Source organism: Acinetobacter sp. CY79 (genome assembly GCF_059515845.1).
Map to the genome: position 1 here is coordinate 36400 of NZ_JCAKMY010000025.1, position 18624 is coordinate 55023.

General features: G+C 39.2%; 16 protein-coding genes. 10 read left to right on the forward strand and 6 right to left on the reverse strand.

Going from position 1 to position 18624, the window contains the following annotated elements; translation table 11 throughout:
- Positions 1-45: 45 nt before the first annotated feature.
- The gene (locus AC5YCE_RS11355) at positions 46-2085 is read right to left on the reverse strand and encodes a UvrD-helicase domain-containing protein (protein ID WP_496126417.1); all 2040 of its coding nucleotides are present in this window, start codon (positions 2083-2085) and stop codon (positions 46-48) included.
- Positions 2086-2235: 150 nt separating this feature from the next.
- A complete protein-coding gene (locus tag AC5YCE_RS11360; protein WP_496126418.1) occupies positions 2236-2868 on the reverse strand; it encodes a YiaD family glycine zipper/OmpA-like lipoprotein in 633 nt (210 codons plus the stop codon).
- Positions 2869-3108: 240 nt separating this feature from the next.
- Between AC5YCE_RS11360 and yihG the strand changes: the two genes are divergently transcribed.
- The 6 genes from yihG to AC5YCE_RS11390 all read left to right on the forward strand — a co-directional run bounded on the left by yihG (position 3109) and on the right by AC5YCE_RS11390 (position 7815).
- Positions 3109-4026 (forward strand): 1-acylglycerol-3-phosphate O-acyltransferase, YihG family, encoded by a 918-nt coding sequence (gene yihG / locus AC5YCE_RS11365; RefSeq protein WP_496172119.1) that lies wholly within the window; start codon positions 3109-3111, stop codon positions 4024-4026.
- Positions 4027-4110: 84 nt separating this feature from the next.
- The gene (locus AC5YCE_RS11370; protein WP_496172120.1) at positions 4111-5160 is read left to right on the forward strand and encodes a preprotein translocase subunit SecA; all 1050 of its coding nucleotides are present in this window, start codon (positions 4111-4113) and stop codon (positions 5158-5160) included.
- A 118-nt stretch (positions 5161-5278) separates the two neighbouring features.
- The gene (gene minC, locus AC5YCE_RS11375; protein WP_496172121.1) at positions 5279-6001 is read left to right on the forward strand and encodes a septum site-determining protein MinC; all 723 of its coding nucleotides are present in this window, start codon (positions 5279-5281) and stop codon (positions 5999-6001) included.
- 67 nt (positions 6002-6068) lie between these two features.
- On the forward strand, positions 6069-6881 hold the full coding sequence (gene minD, locus AC5YCE_RS11380) for a septum site-determining protein MinD (RefSeq protein ID WP_496126422.1): 813 nt from the start codon (positions 6069-6071) through the stop codon (positions 6879-6881).
- A gap of 2 nt (positions 6882-6883) precedes the next feature.
- Positions 6884-7156, forward strand: coding sequence for a cell division topological specificity factor MinE (minE, locus tag AC5YCE_RS11385; RefSeq protein WP_496126423.1), 273 nt, complete (start codon positions 6884-6886; stop codon positions 7154-7156).
- 371 nt (positions 7157-7527) lie between these two features.
- Complete coding sequence (locus AC5YCE_RS11390; RefSeq protein WP_496152567.1) at positions 7528-7815, forward strand: PA4642 family protein; 288 nt, start codon at positions 7528-7530, stop codon at positions 7813-7815.
- Between the two features lie 66 nt (positions 7816-7881).
- Here AC5YCE_RS11390 and AC5YCE_RS11395 read toward each other — a convergent pair whose 3' ends face one another.
- Entirely contained in the window at positions 7882-11091 is a 3210-nt protein-coding gene (locus AC5YCE_RS11395; RefSeq protein ID WP_496172122.1) for a DNA translocase FtsK, read from the reverse strand.
- A 271-nt stretch (positions 11092-11362) separates the two neighbouring features.
- Here AC5YCE_RS11395 and trxB point away from each other — a divergent pair, with 271 nt between their 5' ends.
- The 4 genes from trxB (at position 11363) to AC5YCE_RS11415 (ending at position 15641) form a co-directional block, all read left to right on the forward strand.
- A complete protein-coding gene (trxB, locus tag AC5YCE_RS11400; RefSeq protein ID WP_496172123.1) occupies positions 11363-12310 on the forward strand; it encodes a thioredoxin-disulfide reductase in 948 nt (315 codons plus the stop codon).
- Between the two features lie 116 nt (positions 12311-12426).
- Positions 12427-13977 carry a methyltransferase regulatory domain-containing protein gene (locus tag AC5YCE_RS11405; protein ID WP_496126427.1) on the forward strand — a complete coding sequence of 517 codons (1551 nt, stop codon included), beginning with the start codon at positions 12427-12429 and terminating at the stop codon, positions 13975-13977.
- A gap of 62 nt (positions 13978-14039) precedes the next feature.
- The gene (gene aat, locus AC5YCE_RS11410) at positions 14040-14771 is read left to right on the forward strand and encodes a leucyl/phenylalanyl-tRNA--protein transferase (RefSeq protein ID WP_496172124.1); all 732 of its coding nucleotides are present in this window, start codon (positions 14040-14042) and stop codon (positions 14769-14771) included.
- Positions 14772-14825: 54 nt separating this feature from the next.
- Positions 14826-15641 carry an arginyltransferase gene (locus tag AC5YCE_RS11415; RefSeq protein ID WP_496172125.1) on the forward strand — a complete coding sequence of 272 codons (816 nt, stop codon included), beginning with the start codon at positions 14826-14828 and terminating at the stop codon, positions 15639-15641.
- A gap of 38 nt (positions 15642-15679) precedes the next feature.
- Here the strand turns inward: AC5YCE_RS11415 and rimI are convergent, their stop codons facing one another.
- The 3 genes from rimI to tuf form a co-directional block, all read right to left on the reverse strand.
- Positions 15680-16141: a ribosomal protein S18-alanine N-acetyltransferase gene (rimI, locus tag AC5YCE_RS11420; RefSeq protein WP_496172126.1), complete on the reverse strand. Its 462-nt coding sequence runs from the start codon at positions 16139-16141 to the stop codon at positions 15680-15682.
- Positions 16142-16320: 179 nt separating this feature from the next.
- Positions 16321-17202 (reverse strand): metal-dependent hydrolase, encoded by an 882-nt coding sequence (locus AC5YCE_RS11425; protein WP_496172127.1) that lies wholly within the window; start codon positions 17200-17202, stop codon positions 16321-16323.
- 226 nt (positions 17203-17428) lie between these two features.
- Entirely contained in the window at positions 17429-18619 is a 1191-nt protein-coding gene (gene tuf / locus AC5YCE_RS11430; RefSeq protein WP_496125792.1) for an elongation factor Tu, read from the reverse strand.
- Positions 18620-18624: the final 5 nt, after the last annotated feature.

Genomic DNA, 18624 nt, shown 5'->3' on the forward strand with positions numbered 1-18624 from the left:
ATGGTCTAAAATAACTTTACGTTGTAATCATTTAAAGGATGATCATTAACGTTTTAATAATGCTTTTAAATTTTGCAAATACTGTTGAGCTTGCAGTTTAGGATCAATATTTTCCGTCAGTTTCTTCTTACGACCTAACCAATCCACTTCATCTTGAGGCAACTCATCCAAGAAACGACTCGGCGTCATTTGCTTCATTTGACCACCATTCTTACGCTGCTCAGCCAAAGTCAATGTCAGACCTTGTTTTGCACGTGTAATTCCCACATACATTAGACGGCGTTCTTCTTCAATCGTTTCCGCGGCAATCGAGTTCTTATGGGGTAATAGCTCTTCTTCAAGTCCCATGATATAAACAAATGGAAACTCTAAGCCCTTCGATGCATGTAGAGTCAGCAGATTGACTTTATCCAAATCTTCATCTTCTTGTTGTTGCTCCAACATATCGAGTAACACCATTTTACGAATCACACTTTCGATATTCTTTTCATCCACATCTTCAGCGCGATTAATCAGACTTTGGATACTGCTATAAAGCACTTCAATATTATCAAGCTTGGTTTTCTCTTGTGCAGGCGTTGCAGCAGATTCTTTTACATAATCGATATAACCCGCTTCCAGCATCATCTGACGAATCTTCGGCACAGGTTCATCGTCATCTAAGAGTTCACGTGTGAAATTATTGATGAACTCTGCAAACTCTGCCAACTGAGAAGTCGCTTTCTTAGGCATAACCATGCTAAGGCGCTGATCACTCGCTGCAGCCAATAACGATAAGTTATTCTCTTGCGCAAACAGACCTAATTTCTCAAGGGTCACAGGGCCGATCGCACGTTTGGGCGTATTGATAATGCGTAGAAAAGCACTGTCATCTTCTGGGTTAATGATCACGCGCAAATAACTCATCACATCTTTAATTTCAGCACGACCGAAGAAAGACTGCCCACCTGATAATTTATACGGGATTTGCATTTGGCGTAATTGTGTCTCTAATACACGTGCTTGAAAGTTGCCACGGTAAAGCACCGCATAATCCTTCCAACTTTTACCATTCATGAGCTTATGCGTGAGTAAGTCCTTAACGACACGCTCTGCTTCATCGTCATCATTACGACAAGTGATGATTCGAATCACCTCGCCATGACCTTTATCACTCCACAATTTTTTATCAAAAATGTGCGGATTATTTTCAATCACATGGTTTGCTGCTTTAAGAATACGACTGGTCGAACGGTAGTTTTGCTCAAGTTTAATGACTTTCAAATTCGGAAAATCTTCTTTGAGAAGTGCCATATTTTCAGGCTTAGCACCACGCCAAGCATAGATGGATTGGTCATCATCACCTACAGCGGTGAACTGTCCCATCACACCAACCAAAAGTTTCACCAACATATATTGTGCTGTATTGGTATCCTGATATTCATCGACCAAAAGATAACGAACACGGTTTTGCCATTTATCACGAACTTCAGCATTTTCTTGCAAGAGGCGTGTTGGCATGACGATCAAATCATCGAAATCAACAGCATTATATGCACGCAAATTTCGCTCATACAATTGATATAAATGCGCAAACTGAACATCGTCCTGCGTTTCACAAGTGGTGTGTGCTTGTTCAGGCAAGATCAGATCATTTTTCCAATCTGAAATCATTTTCATTGCTTTCGCAATCAATTCTTTACTTTCGGCACCGGATAAATTGTCACGATGCATCAGATCCATCAAAATCCGCTTACAGTCATCCGCGTCTAAAATAGAGAAGTTATTTTTAAGGGGTGTATGTTTAAGTTCTAAGCGTAGTAGGTTCAAACCAAAGGTATGGAATGTCGAAACCGATAAGCCCTTACCATCCTCTTTTCCCAACAACTTACTGACACGCTCTTTCATCTCACGTGCAGCTTTATTGGTAAAAGTCATCGCGGTGATACGATGTGCAGGAATACGACATTGTTTTACTAGATACGCAATTTTTTGCGTAATGACGGAGGTTTTACCAGAACCAGCACCAGCAAGTACTAACAAGGGACCTTGAGTATATTTCATGGCTTCAAGTTGCTTGTCGTTCAAATGACTTGCAGCTGACATAGTGATTCCTCTCTTATTTCAGCGCTCGATTATAGTCGTCTGGTATGCAGTTGCCTAACGATTTGCAAAAAATTATCAGTTACTCTTAAAAATTCACAAATAAAAAAACCACCCGAAGGTGGTTTTTTTAATCAACAAATAACTTAAAAATTATTTAGTTTGATATACAGAAATTTCTACGCGACGGTTTTGTTCGCGACCAGCAGCAGTTGAATTATCAGCTACAGGTGAAGTTGAACCATAACCACGTGCAGTGATACGGTTAGAAGAAATACCTTGGTTAGACAAGTAAGTTCTTACAGCATTCGCACGGTTTTGAGACAATGGATTGTTCACCGCATCAGAACCAGTATTGTCTGTATGACCATGTACCACAATCGCTAATTGGTTAGCAGTACCATCTTCGCGAAGTACTTTAGCAACATCGTTCAACGCACCTTGGAATTGACCTTGGATTGTAGAAGAATTCGTTGCAAAAGTTACGCTTGGCATAACCATGTTGATCGAACCATCTGGATTACGGTTTACATCAACACCCGTACCTTGTAATTCTTCACGAAGGCGTTTTTCTTTACGGTCAAGTAATGCACCTGCGCCCGCACCAACTACAGCACCGATTGCAGCGGCTTGACCCATTTTATCTTTATCAGCATTTGAGTAAGCAATACCAGCACCCAATAAAGCACCGATACCAGTACCAATTGCTGCTTTATCATATTCCATATTTTGACAACCAGTAAGTGCCATCGCCCCGACTAAAGTTGAGATTACTAGTGCACGCATGATGTGCCTCCTCATTGTGTTTTTTGTATAAGTAGAAATATATTTAACGGTCTAACTATAACCGCTATTATTTGCTTAATAATAAACACATTAAATTGTATTTGTAATATTTAGTTTTATCTTTTGTAAAGCTACCCACATAATTTATACATAGTTGCTAAATATTGCTTTTTTGACAACCAATCAGTCATTATAGTCCCTTCTTCTAAATACTTTAACTTTGTCGTTTAGGACTGTTCGATGGACGCTGAAGCACAAAAACAACCGATTCTAAAAAAAATTTCAAAAGGTTTGGCCGTTGGTTCTGCAATGTCAGCCAGTACTTTTTTATTGGGTCCTGCCATCTTAGCTTTGGGGCTGACTAAACTTGTTAAAAAATCTAAAAAGATCGATGAAACCAATATTCATATCGCGAATCATTGGATTGGTGTCAATAACTGGCTGATCGATCATGTCTTACCCCAACTCAAATGGCACATGAGTATCGATGACAGACTCGACATTTCCATGCACGGTCGTTATTTAATGACCTGTAATCATCAAAGTTGGGTGGATACTACTGTCAACCAATATTTTGGTTTAACACGTATGCCTTTAACACGGTTTTTCACCAAATGGGAACTGATCTTCATTCCATTTGTTGGTCAAGCTTTTAAAATTCTTGGCTTCCCAATGATGAAAAGGCATACCAAGGAACAGATTGCGAAGAATCCAGAATTAAAGTTTCGTGACCTTGAAGAAGCACGTAAGTCCTGTGAGCAACTGTTGAGTCAGCCTTTCACCTTATTAAATTATTTAGAAGGGACACGATTTACGCCTGAAAAACACGCCAAACAAAACTCACCTTATCGAAACTTATTAAAACCTAAAGCGGGTGGATTAGCCCTAGCCTTGAGTATTTTAGAAAATGAAATAGATGCATTGGTCGATATGACCATTGTTTATCCGGATGGCATCCCTGATTATGGCGACTTCTGGTTGGGTGACGTTTCTCAAATTGCTGTAGATCTTCGTAAAATAGACATTCCAGATTGGGTTCGTGGTGGAAATTATGAAGATGATGCAGAGTACCGTGCACGTTTCCAAAAATGGGTCGATCAACTTTGGTCTGAAAAAGATCAATTGATCACTGAACTCAAACAAAAGTTTAGTACATAGCTTTGGGCGTGGTTTCTATTTGTTCTTTTGCTCAAAATTATCCTTATAATTCGCTCTGATGTTTAAACTGTTAAAGATACTGCTATGAATGTAACCAAAAATAAGAAGAAAACAGGATTCGATGCAATTCCACACGATACACTGACGTGGAAACTTTATATTGCGTACGATATTTTTATGATGGCAATTATTGTCATCAATATTATCTGTATCAGTGCCAATGCATTTTTAATGAGTAATTTTGGCGCTTGGGTATTTGAACAGATTCAACTGACTCAGGCACTTCAATATTATAAAGCTGAACTGAATCCGTGGGTCATTAAAACCGAAAGTTGGTTTATTACATTCTTGATTGCTGAATTGGGGATTCGATGGTTTATTGCCATTATACAAAAACACCATAAGCGTTGGTTTTTCTTTCCATTTATCCATTGGTACGAAATTGTTGCGATTCATCCCTATTTCCGCTTCTTGAGATTAATTCGTGCAGGCATCATTGCTTATCGTTTACACGAGTTAGGGTATAAAGTTGTTCCAAACAGCCTCCTTAGACAATTAAACTTCTATTATCAAGTCATTATGGAAGAACTTTCTGATCGTGTTGTATTGACCGTGATTGATAGTGTCAAAACAGAACTCGATACCAGTTCAACACATAAAAAAATTATTCATGATCTTGTCGATCATCATCGTCAAATGTTCGCAACCACATTAACTCAGGTTCTACAAGAAACTTTGGCTGTCGAGTTAAAAGCCCAACAAAAAAATATTTCAGATAATGTGGGTCAAGTGGTGATTAAAGCGATTGAAGATACACCTGAATTGACACAACTTTTGCGACTCATCCCAATTGTCGGCGGACGTATCGAGCAACAAATCCATAGTATCGGACAACATTTGGGTGAAAATATTACTCAAGGACTCATTCAACCGTTTGTTGAGGGTTCACCCAAAAATCCAAATACACACTATCAATTGATCGCTGAAAAAGTCAGTCAACTGAACATTGAAAACCATGCACTGGAACAATTAGTTGAATCTGTGGTGTATGAAAGTTTAAAATCACTTCGACGTCAAGTTGCAGTAAAACAATGGCAAATTCAACTTGAAAAAAATGATCAACTTAAAGAATAGCCAATGCATTGAAATTAATTGTATCTTTGCTAGTGAATTCATCTAAATTGATCTAGCATTTGCAAAATTAGATTGTTTTAACTTCGACGAAACAATACGAAGGATTTAAGGAAAAATTATGGCAGATATTCGGATTACCGGCAGAATGGTTAATTTCACCCGAATAACCTTTGACACCAATGATCACAAAGTTATCCGCCAACAGCTGACTGCTATGATGAGTGAAACCTCTTATCAAGGTGCACTTGTTATTTTAGATAGCACTGTAGAACAAGAACTGATTGCCTTAATTCAACTGCTCGTTAGTCTTGATTTACAACCGATGGCTGTCGTGGACGGCTTAATGGGTGATGAGGCTCGTTCTATTCAATTCCCCGTATTGGCTGCAGACCGTCCATTACAACGAATTAAACCAACTAAAGAACAAGTGGTTGAATCAAAAGTAGAAGATCCAGTTCAACAAACGTCATCTACGGCTCCACAAGCAATTGTAAAATCGGTTAAACACATTACCTCATATCACAATGAAGTATTGCGTACAGGTCAATGCCTAGTTCAAGATCATGGTGATATCATCTCAAGTGCAGGGATCAATAGTGGATCTGAGGTAATTGCTTCAGGAAATATACATATTTATGGTAGTGTCCGTGGTAGAGTCATCGCCGGTGCAGGCGGTAATCATGCCGCGCGTATATTCTGTCATTCATTAGAGGCAGAATTGGTTTCAATTGCAGGAACTTACTGCGTTGCAGATGACATTCCAGCGCATGTAACTAAAAAACCCGTACATATCTATTTAAATGACAGTCAAGAGCTGGTATTTGAACCTTTAGAATTTTAATGTATAAATAAACACCTAATAACCTCATTATTAAAATGAGGAGTAAACCATAACAGGAGTGGATTCGGTGGCGAAAATTGTTGTCGTTACATCAGGTAAAGGTGGCGTAGGTAAAACAACTACGAGCGCATCTTTTGCAACAGGCTTAGCCCTACGTGGCCACAAAACTGTTGTTATCGATTTTGACGTAGGCTTACGTAACCTTGATTTGATCATGGGTTGTGAACGTCGCGTTGTTTATGATTTTGTGAATGTGTTGAATAATGAAGCTCGTCTTCAGCAAGCATTGATTCGCGATAAAGAAATTGAAAATCTTTATATTTTGCCTGCTTCTCAAACGCGTGATAAAGATGCTTTAACAGATGAAGGCGTTGCTCGCGTAATGGATGAGCTTTCACAAGAGTTTGATTATATTATCTGTGACTCACCTGCCGGGATCGAGCGCGGTGCAATTCTTGCAATGTATCACGCAGATGAAGCGATCATCGTGACGAATCCTGAAATTTCTTCTGTACGTGACTCAGATCGTATCATTGGTATGCTGGACAGCAAGACCAAAAAAGTTGAAAACAACGAAGGTCGTATTCGTAAACATTTATGTATCACGCGTTTCAATCCTGAACGTGCCGATAAACAAGAAATGTTAACGATTGATGATATTTCAAAAGATATCTTACGTGTCCCTACTTTAGGTGTTATTCCTGAATGTGAAGTGGTCCTTCAAGCGTCTAATGAAGGTAAACCTGTCATTCTTTTCACGGACACTGAAGCTGGTCAGGCTTATGATGACTTAGTTGCCCGTTTTCTCGGTGAAGATCGCCCTTACCGTCACATTACGGTAAAACCTAAGGGTTGGTTAGCACGACTATTTGGAGCGTAATTATGGCTGGTTTTTGGAGTAAGCTATTTAACGGCGATGACAAACCATCAAGTGCTCAAACAGCCAAAGATCGTTTGAAAGTAATCGTTGCCTCAGAGCAAGGTTTGGGCAAACGCTTGAGCCAAGAAAAAATTGACCAAATGAAAAAAGAAATCATGCAAGTGGTCAATCGCTACGTTCGCGGTGTAGATGAGCAACATATTCAAATGTCTGTTCGTTCTGAAGCGAATTTAGAAATGTTAGAAATGAATATCAATTTGCCTGAAGAACGTTAATCTGAATATTGATTAGTCAAGCAAATTGATTCAAGGCAAAATATGAGCCCTAACGAAGCACTGCTTTGTTAGGGCGCAAGACGAGAATTTTAATTCGAGTGGTTTAGATCAGCGAAGTACTGCTTCGCCCAGTCGCAAGATGAGAAGCCATGCTTCGAGTGGCGGAATAGCAAACTTAAAGCATTGCTTTAAGGCTTTGCCCAGCCATAAGACGAGAAGCTATGCTTATAGTGGGCTGGATCAAAAAATTACTGTTTTTCCTAAATGAGAGACGAGAAGTAATGCTTCGAGTAAGCTCGGTTAAATGATTACTTTTGCATATTCTCTATACTTTGCCTTTTTATTTTTTCAGTATTTACAAGGAGATTGCCATGGCATTATCTCAACCAGCGACATTCAATGAAGAATGGTCAGATGAGCGTGTATTTGCCTACTTAACTCAGCTCCCTCCTGAAGGAGTAAATGCTGATTTTCACGTGCTATACCACGCGTTTAAACATATGCGTCCATTTGATTATGAGCGTTTATTGACTCAGTTTGTGGCTGATGGTCGTGATGTCAATGCAACAAGTCCAGAGGGTCAACGCATCCACGACGTGATTGCAACCTTCCCACGTCAGAAAGATGGTTTCTTAGAAGTTTTAGCTAAATTTGCCTAAGCTTTCTTTGAATAGTAAAAAAACCTGCAAATGCAGGTTTTTTTATTTATAGGTAAATCTCAAAATCTAAACGAGAATTTCACGCTTGCCATTGGCACCCATCGCACTCACGATACCATTTTCTTCCATTTGATCAATAATACGGGCTGCACGGTTATAACCCAAACTGAACTTACGCTGTAAAGATGATGTTGAAGCTTTACGAGTTTCTAAAACAAAAGAAACACACTGATCGTACAAGGCATCACGATCTGAACCGCCATCTCCATCTTCAAAGCCACGAGAAGTCGGTTCTTCATCATACGGCGTCAGAATCTCATCAATATAATTCGGTGAACCACGCTCTCGCCATGCATCACAGACACGGTTAACCTCATCATCTGAAATGAATGCGCCATGTACACGTTCAGGTTCAATCTTACCTGGACCTAAAAATAGCATATCACCATGTCCTAATAAATCTTCCGCACCGCCTGCATCCAAGATAGTACGAGAGTCAATCTTACTGTTCACACGAAGTGCGACACGTGTGGGAATATTGGCTTTAATTAAGCCTGTAATCACATCGACCGAAGGACGTTGCGTTGCAAGCAATAAATGAATCCCCGCTGCACGAGACTTCTGTGCCAAGCGTGTAATCATTTCTTCAGCTTTCTTCCCCACCTGCATAATCATATCGGCGAATTCATCCGCAACAATTACAATCGAAGGTAATGGCTCTAAACGAGGTGCACGTTCACCCACAACCGAATCACTGGCTTTCCATGTTGGATCAATCAGATCTTCACCATTGGCAATGGCTTCTTCCACTTTACGGTTATAGTCTGACAACTTACGAATTTTTAGGAATGACATGAGTTTATAACGACGCTCCATCTCATTTACACACCAATTCAATGCATTTACTGCATCTTTCATGTCGGTGACAACTGGTGTTAACAAATGGGGAATATCATTGTAGTTTGCTAATTCTAGTTGTTTAGGATCAATCAGAATTAAGCGTAACTGATCAGGCGTATATTTCAATAGGGTCGATAAAATCATTGCATTTACAGCAACAGATTTACCTGAACCTGTCGTTCCTGCCACCAACATATGTGGTGCTTTCGCAAGGTCAGTCAATACTGGATTACCAGAAATATCCTTACCCATCGCCATTGAAATTAAACCATTCGGATCACGATAAGCAGGTGTTTCGAGCAATTCAATGAGACGAACCATTTCACGGGTAGAGTTTGGTACTTCGATACCGATATACGGCTTACCAGGAATGACTTCAACCACACGAACAGAGGCCATTGACATTGAACGCGCCAAATCGCGAGAGATATTGGTGACTTTAGATGCTTTAACACCCGGAGCTAAATCCAATTCAAAGCGTGTGACCACAGGTCCTGGCTGAGCCTCGATGACTTTTGCTTTAACGTTGAATTCTTGAAGTTTAATTTCCAACAATTCAGATAAACGTGCCAGTTGCTCTTCCGTGAAATTCACTTTCTTATTTGGATCAACTTTATCAAGAATCTCTAAACCCGGCAAAGGTGAAAGATCTTTACGTCTTTGTGCCACCTGCATCGACAGAGACATTGGGCGTCCAAATGCATCGGTCAGTGGTGCATCCAGATCGAAATCGTCCTCTAGTTTGCTATCTTCTTCAACTTTACCTGTCGTTTCCTGCCACGCTTCTCTAAACGCATCTTTATCGGCTGCAACACGTTGCTTTTCCTCTTCAGACACAATTGGAGCCCTTGGCAATTCAGTTTGAATTGAAGCACGAACTAAAGGGGTCGATTGAGCATAACTACTTAACCGAGATTCAGCCAAAGGATTAGGTTCTGCTAAAGGAGTATGCTCAACTCGATTGGATACAGGTTGGCTTTCAAAATGATCAATCTCTAAGGATTGTGCATCACGATGATCAGCATCATATCTTGAAAACTCATCATCCGCGAGTAGTGCCAAATCATCGAGCTCAGCGGCTAAACTTTGTGTTGTTTGAGATGTTGAACGAGTCAATGGTGCTGAAACTGCTTGAGTAATACCATGCCCGACTGAGCCTCCAGATACTGCATTTGATTTAAATGCCATTGCATCGCTCTTAGTTGAATGATGACTTGAATCGCTTTGTTCCGTATTAAATGGAGAATGCATCGTTTTAGATTCATTGGGTACGACAGCAAGAAGCTCATCAAAGATTTGATCATCATTCCAATCTAAATGATCTTTAGATGCAGTGCCTTGTTCGTTATTCGAATAATGAGTTGCAGATTGAGTTGCAGATAATGAATGAGAAGAGCTCACAGGTTTTGCACTTAAATCATCTTCGGCAGATCTAAGCAGTTCATCGATGTCACGTTTATGATCGTTTTGCTGATGCAAAGCTTTCCAAACTTCACCAGTAGGCACAACACGTTGCGTATCTTGCTCTAAACGATGTGCTTTAGCTAAAGTTTTTTCAAATTCAGCTTCATCTTCATCTTCAGGGTCAATCGCCTGTTGAGCCAACTGTTCTTTATCCAATACATCCTGAAATAATCGCTCAGCCATTTGTTCGCTTCGCTTATCTTTTACAGGCGCAGAAGCAACCACTTCATTCAGCTCTTGATGTAAATTTTCTGGCTCACTGACATTTTCAACTGATTTTTTATGTGTAGCATGTGGTGCTTTAGGACTGGTTAAATCATATGCTGATTCTGTATCAGGGACATTTTTATAGAATAAATCTTGTAGATATGCCGGTGTTGCTTTTAAAGTTACCCATGTACGATTCCATTGAATCCCAAATGCCAATGTAAACAGCACCAAAGTCAATGCAACTAAAAAAATAACGGCACCGTAAATAGTAAGTAAGCTTTTAAGGCTCTCCCCTAACTCATAACCAATAATACCACCTGAGGCATTGGTTAAAGTATCTGCGGGTACATTCCAAAACAAGTAAGCCAGACTCGCCGTGGTTAATAAAATGAAGAACTGCGCAGCATAACGAAATGGAGGATTCAGGAAACTACGAGGCCACCATACTTGAATCGCTTCAATAAATAAGTAGATTGGGATCAATAAACTTGCCCAACCCAAGAAGCCAAACAATAAGTCTGCAATCCAAGCCCCTGCCACACCACTCGCATTTGAAACGTGCTGTGTATCACTTGAAAGATGCATCCATCCTGGATCAAAAGGTGTATACGTGACTGTTGCTAAAAACAGGTAAATACCAAATGAAATCAAGAAGAATGTTAAAATTAAGCGCTGTGCATATACACTTGACACCGCAGTCATAGATTGTCCTGTAAAAGCTTATTCATTAATTTTTTAATGTTTGATTAAATCGATTTCTTCAAAGAAGAAAACTTTATATTATGCACTTCTTATTCAAAAAAAGATGCAACATTGTTACAGTGACTTGTTAACATCACGATAGCTCATCACTATATAGCTCAATTCGATTTAGATGATCAATATAATCCACATCTAATCGACACATCTTTCACAAACTTTCACGTATAATTTGATCAAAATCGATATTTAGCATGATATAAGGAAGACTCGCATGAGCGCTCGTCACTCACGTTTAATCATTTTAGGTTCTGGTCCTGCTGGTTATAGCGCTGCTGTTTATGCTGCACGTGCCAATTTACAACCGATGCTCATTGCAGGTATGCAGTTGGGTGGTCAATTAACGACAACAACTGAAGTGGATAACTGGCCAGGTGATCCTGAAGGCTTAACGGGTCCTGCACTCATGGAACGTATGCAAGCACATGCTGAACGTTTTGGTACTGAATTGGTTTACGACCATATTAACGAAGTTGATCTTAATGTACGTCCATTCGTATTAAAAGGTGATATGGAAGAGTACACCTGTGATGCCCTTATTCTTGCTACGGGTGCGACGGCACAATACCTTGGTTTAGAATCAGAAGCGGCTTACATGGGTCAAGGTGTCAGTGCTTGCGCAACCTGTGATGGTTTCTTCTACAAGAATCAAAAAGTCATGGTAGTTGGTGGTGGTAACACTGCAGTTGAAGAAGCTTTGTATCTCTCGAATATCGCTTCTCATGTAACGCTCGTTCATCGCCGTGACAAATTGCGTTCTGAAAAAATTCTTCAAGATCATCTTTTTGCAAAAGAAAAAGAAGGCAAAATCAGCATTATTTGGAATCATGAAGTTGAAGAAGTTTTAGGTAACCCTGAGGCAGGTGTAACAAGTGTCCGTTTAAAATCGACAATTGATGCGACTCAACAAGATGTTGATGTAACTGGTTTATTTGTGGCTATTGGTCATAAACCAAATACTGCAATGTTTGAAGGTCAACTTGAACTTCGTGATGGTTATATCCAAGTTCAAAGTGGCACCCAGGGCAATGCGACAGCGACTTCTGTTGCGGGTGTTTTTGCTGCAGGTGATGTTGCCGACAATATCTATCGTCAAGCGATTACATCAGCGGGTTCAGGCTGTATGGCAGCACTAGATGCTGAAAAATACTTAGATAACTAAATCTTAAAATTAAGTTTATGAAATCTAATGATAAAACCACCAGCTAGGTGGTTTTATTTTATTGCTAGTTCCGCTATAACTTAAAAAGTATTTTATTGAATAAGCGGAAAATGAAAATGAGTAGCCAATGGACTGATGGATATCAAACAACCGTAAATTATACCTATGGCTATTACAAAGATCTCAGCCCCAATTATCAGCGTTTTTGCCTCCTACTCAACGGAGTAGATTGCCCAGAACCACAAGCCGATCATAAGCATTGCGAACTTGGTTTTGGTCAAGGTGTTAGTTTAAACATTCATACAGCTTCAAACTTGGGTACATTTTATGGTACAGATTTCAATCCAGCCCATGCTGCACATGCAAATGCATTGGCTGAGCAAAGCTGTAATGATCATCACTTCTATGATGATAGTTTTGAAGAACTCTTAAATCGAGATTTACCACAATTTAACTCAATCAGCTTACATGGAATATGGAGCTGGATTAGCCATGAAAATCAATATATTATCTTAAAATTCATTCGGAAATTTTTAAAACCAAATGGTATTGTCTACATCAGTTACAACTGTGTAACTGGCTGGGCTGCCAATATGCCCATTCGAGAACTGTTCCATAGCCACTTCAAGTTTAGCAGCACCAGTACTAACCCTATTCAAAATGTGCATGATTCTTTAAAATTTAGTGAAGAACTATTAAATCAAAACCCATCGTTTGCCCAACGAAATCCAAATGCTTTAAATAAAGTCAAAGACTTGCAAAAACAAAATCCTCATTATTTAATTCATGAATATTTAAATCAAGATTGGCAGTGCTTCTCTTTTCAACAAGTCGTTAGAACCTTAGAAGACATTAAATTATCGTATGCAGGGTCGACTGATTTAAATACCCAACTGAACAACATTAATTTTAGCGAACAACATCAAAGCTTTCTAAATGCTATTGAACATCCAATTTTTAAAGAACAATGTCGCGACTATTTCGCGAACACACAATTTAGACGCGATCTATTTATTCGTGGTTTAAACAACTTAACCCCTTTGCAAACACAGCATCGCTTAAGAAAAATTCCTTTCACTCTACTCGTTGCACCTGAAAAATTCCCGAAAAAGATTGCAGGTTATTTAGGTGAATTCAACCTTATTCAAAGCATATATGAACCGTTAGGAAATGAATTCAAAGCTAAAAACTATCAAGCTCTAACGATTGCAGAATTAGAAAAAAGTCATCCTGACATCAGTTATAACCAAATACTCAATGCCTTGGTCATTTTATGTCATTTAGGACTTGCACAGCCTTGCCAGGAAGAACCGACTGAAAAAATGCTAGAACAATCTCAAAAGATGAATCTTTATTTACTTGATCAAGCAAGTTATCAGGCAAATTATCAAATTTTGGCATGTGCAAAAACTGGAATCGGGATACCCACGGATCATTTCACCCAGTTGTTTTATCGAGCTCATTTTGTAGATGGTTTGAAGACAGCTAAACAATTTGCTGAATATGTATTCAATGTGATTAATAATCTGAAATGGCTCGTTTTAGACAAAGATGGCAATACTGTTACTGATAAGCTAGAAAGTATTAAAATCATCCAACAAAAAGCCCAACAGTTTTTAGATGAAGACAGAATCAAGATTGCAAAACAACTTAAACTTTTTGCATAAAAAATAAAGTCACGGTATAAGGATCAGTTAAAATCAAGCTAGTCCTTATACCTGTTCAAAGCATGCTAAAACCATCTCAATTTATATTTCCAAATCCATTAGAAACAGATCCTGAAGGTAAAGGACTGATTTGCATTGGTGCAGATCTCTCCCCTTCAACACTGTATGAAGCGTATACGCATGGATTATTCCCATGGTTTTCAGAGGGTGAACCCATTTGTTGGTGGTGTCCAGAGCCACGCTGTATTATTCGTCCAAGCGATTATCATCCAAGTAAATCACTTCTTAGAAATATGAAAAAGCTAGATTACAAGATCACTTTTAATCAAGGCTTTGAACAGGTTATACGCTCCTGCTCACTCCCTCGTGTTTATGCCGATGAGACTTGGATTAGTGAAGATATTATCCAAGGTTACTGCCAACTGTTTAAAGCAGGCTTTGCCTATAGTGTTGAAGTCTGGAATAAAGAGGATAGTCTAGTCGGTGGGCTATATGGTGTCAGTATTGGTAAAGGATGCTTTGGTGAGTCGATGTTTAGTACTGAAACCGATGTCTCCAAGATGGCTTTTTACAGTCTGATGTTATTTGCACAGGAAAATCAATTGCCATGGGTCGACTGCCAATTGGTCAATGATCATTTACTGAGTTTAGGTGCGAGTACAATTTCTCGCCAAGACTACTTAATATCGTTACAAGATGTAATAAAAACACCTTCGTTAGATTGGCAAAAATATCAAGACAGTGTATTTTCAAGTAAAACAATAGTAACAACTCGATGTTTACTGGATTTATAAAATGCTGGATGCATTAGAAAAATATTGGACAAATAAGGAATAGGGACGACCACAATGAATTCTTATCAACCCAAGTCCCCACTGAATGATTTACAGTACTACATCACTCCCCCACATGATTGTAGCTACTTAACAGGAAAATCTGCCAGAATGGTTTTCCTTGATCCTGCACATCGAATTGAAGTGGTGACGTTGTCCGAATTATCACGTGTAGGGTTTAGACGCAGTGGTGAATTTGTTTATCGCCCCGAATGTCATTTGTGCCGCCAATGCTTATCCAGTCGGGTTCCTGTACATTCTTTTACAATGAATAGCCAGCAAAAAAAAGCATGGAAACGAAATCAAGATCTTGATGTACGTATTAGTCTCCCTAAAGATGCAACGGAAATTCATTATAAGCTTTATGAGCGCTACATCATTGAACGCCATGCAGATGGTGATATGTATCCACCAAGTTACGATCAATTTGAGAAGTTTTTAATTCAAAGTTGTAGTCATAGTTTTTTTTTAGAGCTTTGGAAAGAGAGTCGACTCATTAGCGTTTCAACTTGTGACATCTTAGATGATGGAATTTCAGCTGTTTATACATTTTTTGATCCAGATGAAAATCGTCGTTCACTCGGAGTTTTTGCAATTCTTAAGCAGATTGAATACGTCCAATCTAAATTTCAGAGTTACCTGTATTTAGGTTATTGGGTACCACACTCTGAAAAGATGAACTACAAATCACAGTATTCACCTTTTGAGATATTACTTGATGGGCAATGGCGCCTTATTAATCGCACCTTAAGTGCTGAAGAAATAAAGCACCTCGGTCATATGCTTATGACGACTCTCCCCTCTGAGTGGGAAAGCTTTATTGTGAAATAATGGATGATCTATTGTGACTTACTCATCTCACAGCGCGTTCATAGCTTGAATAAATCTGAGAAATTATCACTACACATTTTCACCATAATCACCGCATGTTCTTTACCACCCTCTTTCTTAGGATAGTAGTTTTTACGAACATCAATTTGATGAAATCCGGATTTCTCATACAGTGCAATTGCTGGTGTATTACTTTCACGTACTTCTAAAAAAACTTGTACCGGATCATTTTTAAGTAATTGTAAAGACTGATCTAAAAGCTGGTAACCTAAACCCTTACCTTGCATGGTTGGCTCAATTGCCATTAACAATAAATTAGCTTCATCAACAACAGGCTGTAATATACAAAATCCAACCACTTCCCCTTGATACTCAACCACCGTACTTGAATAAGCATCTACAGACTGCTTGAATTGATTGGCTGTCCAAGGGTGACTTTGAACTTTTTGTTCAATTTCTAAAACTTTGGGCAGATCGGCTATTTGCATATAACGAATCATAAAATCTAGACTTTAAGAGTTTCAATGTAAATCAATTATAGTTTTTTAAGTTCGAATACCCAATGTTTAAAGTTTTTATATTTTAAACAAAAAAAAGGTAACATCCGTTACCCAATAAGCACTAACTTCAAGAAAATAAAAAGCTAAAAAATACTTTTAACTTGAAGCCTGAGTTTAAATTAAAACCCAAGTTTAGCCTTCCAATCATTTAATAATTCAACCGTATCTAAATCATTCGGGTGAAATCCAGGTTTAAAATAAGCCAACATTTCTCTACCCATTCCAGTAATAATTCCCTTAGAAGGACTGTATGCATAGGTGTAAATATCTTTCAGAGAATCAAAATTTAACTTCTCATCATCTTTCAACAAACGCATCACAAAATAGCTTTGTACTAAAAAGAGTATGACCATTGCCAAAGCGAGTCCACCTGTTCGTACCGCATAAGCCTTAAACCCTTGACCAAACACAGCCTCAAAAACATCATAAGCAACAGCTTTATGTTCATTTTCTTCAATTGCATGCCAAAGCCACATAGTCTTCATGGTTTCATCCGACATTAACTCTTGAATATGTGAGTTACGCAGTAACTCAGATGCGATGGTTGCAGTGAAATGTTCAAGAGCAGTTGTGCCGATTAAATCAATCATTTGCTGATTTACACCAAAAGGTTTACCAAAAAATGCTGCAGTCTTTCGGAAGGATTGGATTACTGTATCTGTATATTTTTCTAGGCGTGATACATTATGACCATATTTTTCAGCTGAAGCGTTAAATCCTGCATGCTCATGAGTATGCATCGCTTCCTGACCAATAAAACCACTGATTTCTTTCTGTAATGCTTCATTATTTTTGACTGCAGGATGCTGTCGAACCGCGCGAACACTATCAATAAAGAATTTCTCACCAGCAGGAAAGAGTGCCGACAAAGCCGTCATAAAATGTGTGAGTCCTGCTGAACCCGACATCCAGTATTCTGGCACATCATTAAAATCAAATTGCATACGACGAACTGGGAACGATGCACCAGCACGATTTGAAATATTTACTCTAGCATTCATTGATCTACTCCTATTCTGTGAACTCGTTTTAATCGCTATTCACTTCGAGTTTTATGATTATTTTGTCTATGTTTTTATATTACTGAGATTATTTTTATTCTTAAATGCTGTGTGGGTCACATTATTATCAGTTAAGGACAGAGTGACTAAAATTTTGTTAGACAATCAACTTTTATCAAATTGAAAAAAAACGCCTCAAAGAGGCGTTTTTTCACACAATTAATACTTATGCAGTTACTTTAGCAACAACACCAGCACCAACTGTACGACCACCTTCACGGATCGCAAAACGTAGACCTGGGTCCATTGCGATTGGGTGGATTAGTTCTACTGACATTTCTACGTTGTCACCAGGCATAACCATTTCAACGCCTTCTTGAAGAGAGATCGCGCCAGTTACGTCAGTTGTACGGAAGTAGAACTGTGGACGGTAACCGTTAAGGAATGGAGTATGACGACCACCTTCTTCTTTAGAAAGTACGTATACTTCTGCATCGAATTTAGTGTGCGGTTTGATCGCACCTGGTTTAGTCAATACTTGACCACGTTGAACGTCTTCACGTTTAGTACCACGTAGAAGTACACCACAGTTCTCGCCAGCACGACCTTCGTCAAGCAATTTACGGAACATTTCAACACCAGTAACTGTCGTTACTTGTGTATCACGGATACCAACGATTTCAACAGACTCGCCTACTTTAACGATACCAGACTCAACACGGCCAGTCACTACTGTACCACGACCTGAGATTGAGAATACGTCTTCGATTGGCATAAGGAATGCTTTATCGATTGCACGTTCTGGCTCTGGAATGTAAGAGTCAAGCGCTTCAACAAGAGCAACAACAGCTGGCTCGCCGTATTGACCTTGGTCACCGTTAAGTGCAAGAAGAGCAGAACCACGGATGATTGGAGTATCATCACCTGGGAAGTCATAAGTAGAAAGAAGTTCACGAACTTCCATTTCAACGAGTTCAAGAAGCTCTTCATCATCAACAAGGTCGCATTTGTTTAAGAATACAACGATGTAAGGTACACCTACCTGACGAGAAAGAAGGATGTGTTCACGAGTTTGTGGCATTGGACCATCAGTCGCAGCACATACAAGGATCGCACCATCCATCTGAGCAGCACCAGTAATCATGTTTTTAACATAATCGGCGTGACCTGGGCAGTCTACGTGTGCGTAGTGACGAATAACTGAGTCATACTCAACGTGTGAAGTATTAATCGTAATACCACGTGCTTTTTCTTCAGGTGCAGAGTCAATTGCAGCGTAGTCTTTCGCTTCGCCACCAAAAGTTTTTGCACAAACAGTTGCAATTGCAGCTGTTAAAGTTGTTTTACCATGGTCGACGTGACCAATTGTGCCCACGTTAACGTGTGGCTTATTACGTTCAAACTTAGCCTTAGCCATGAGAT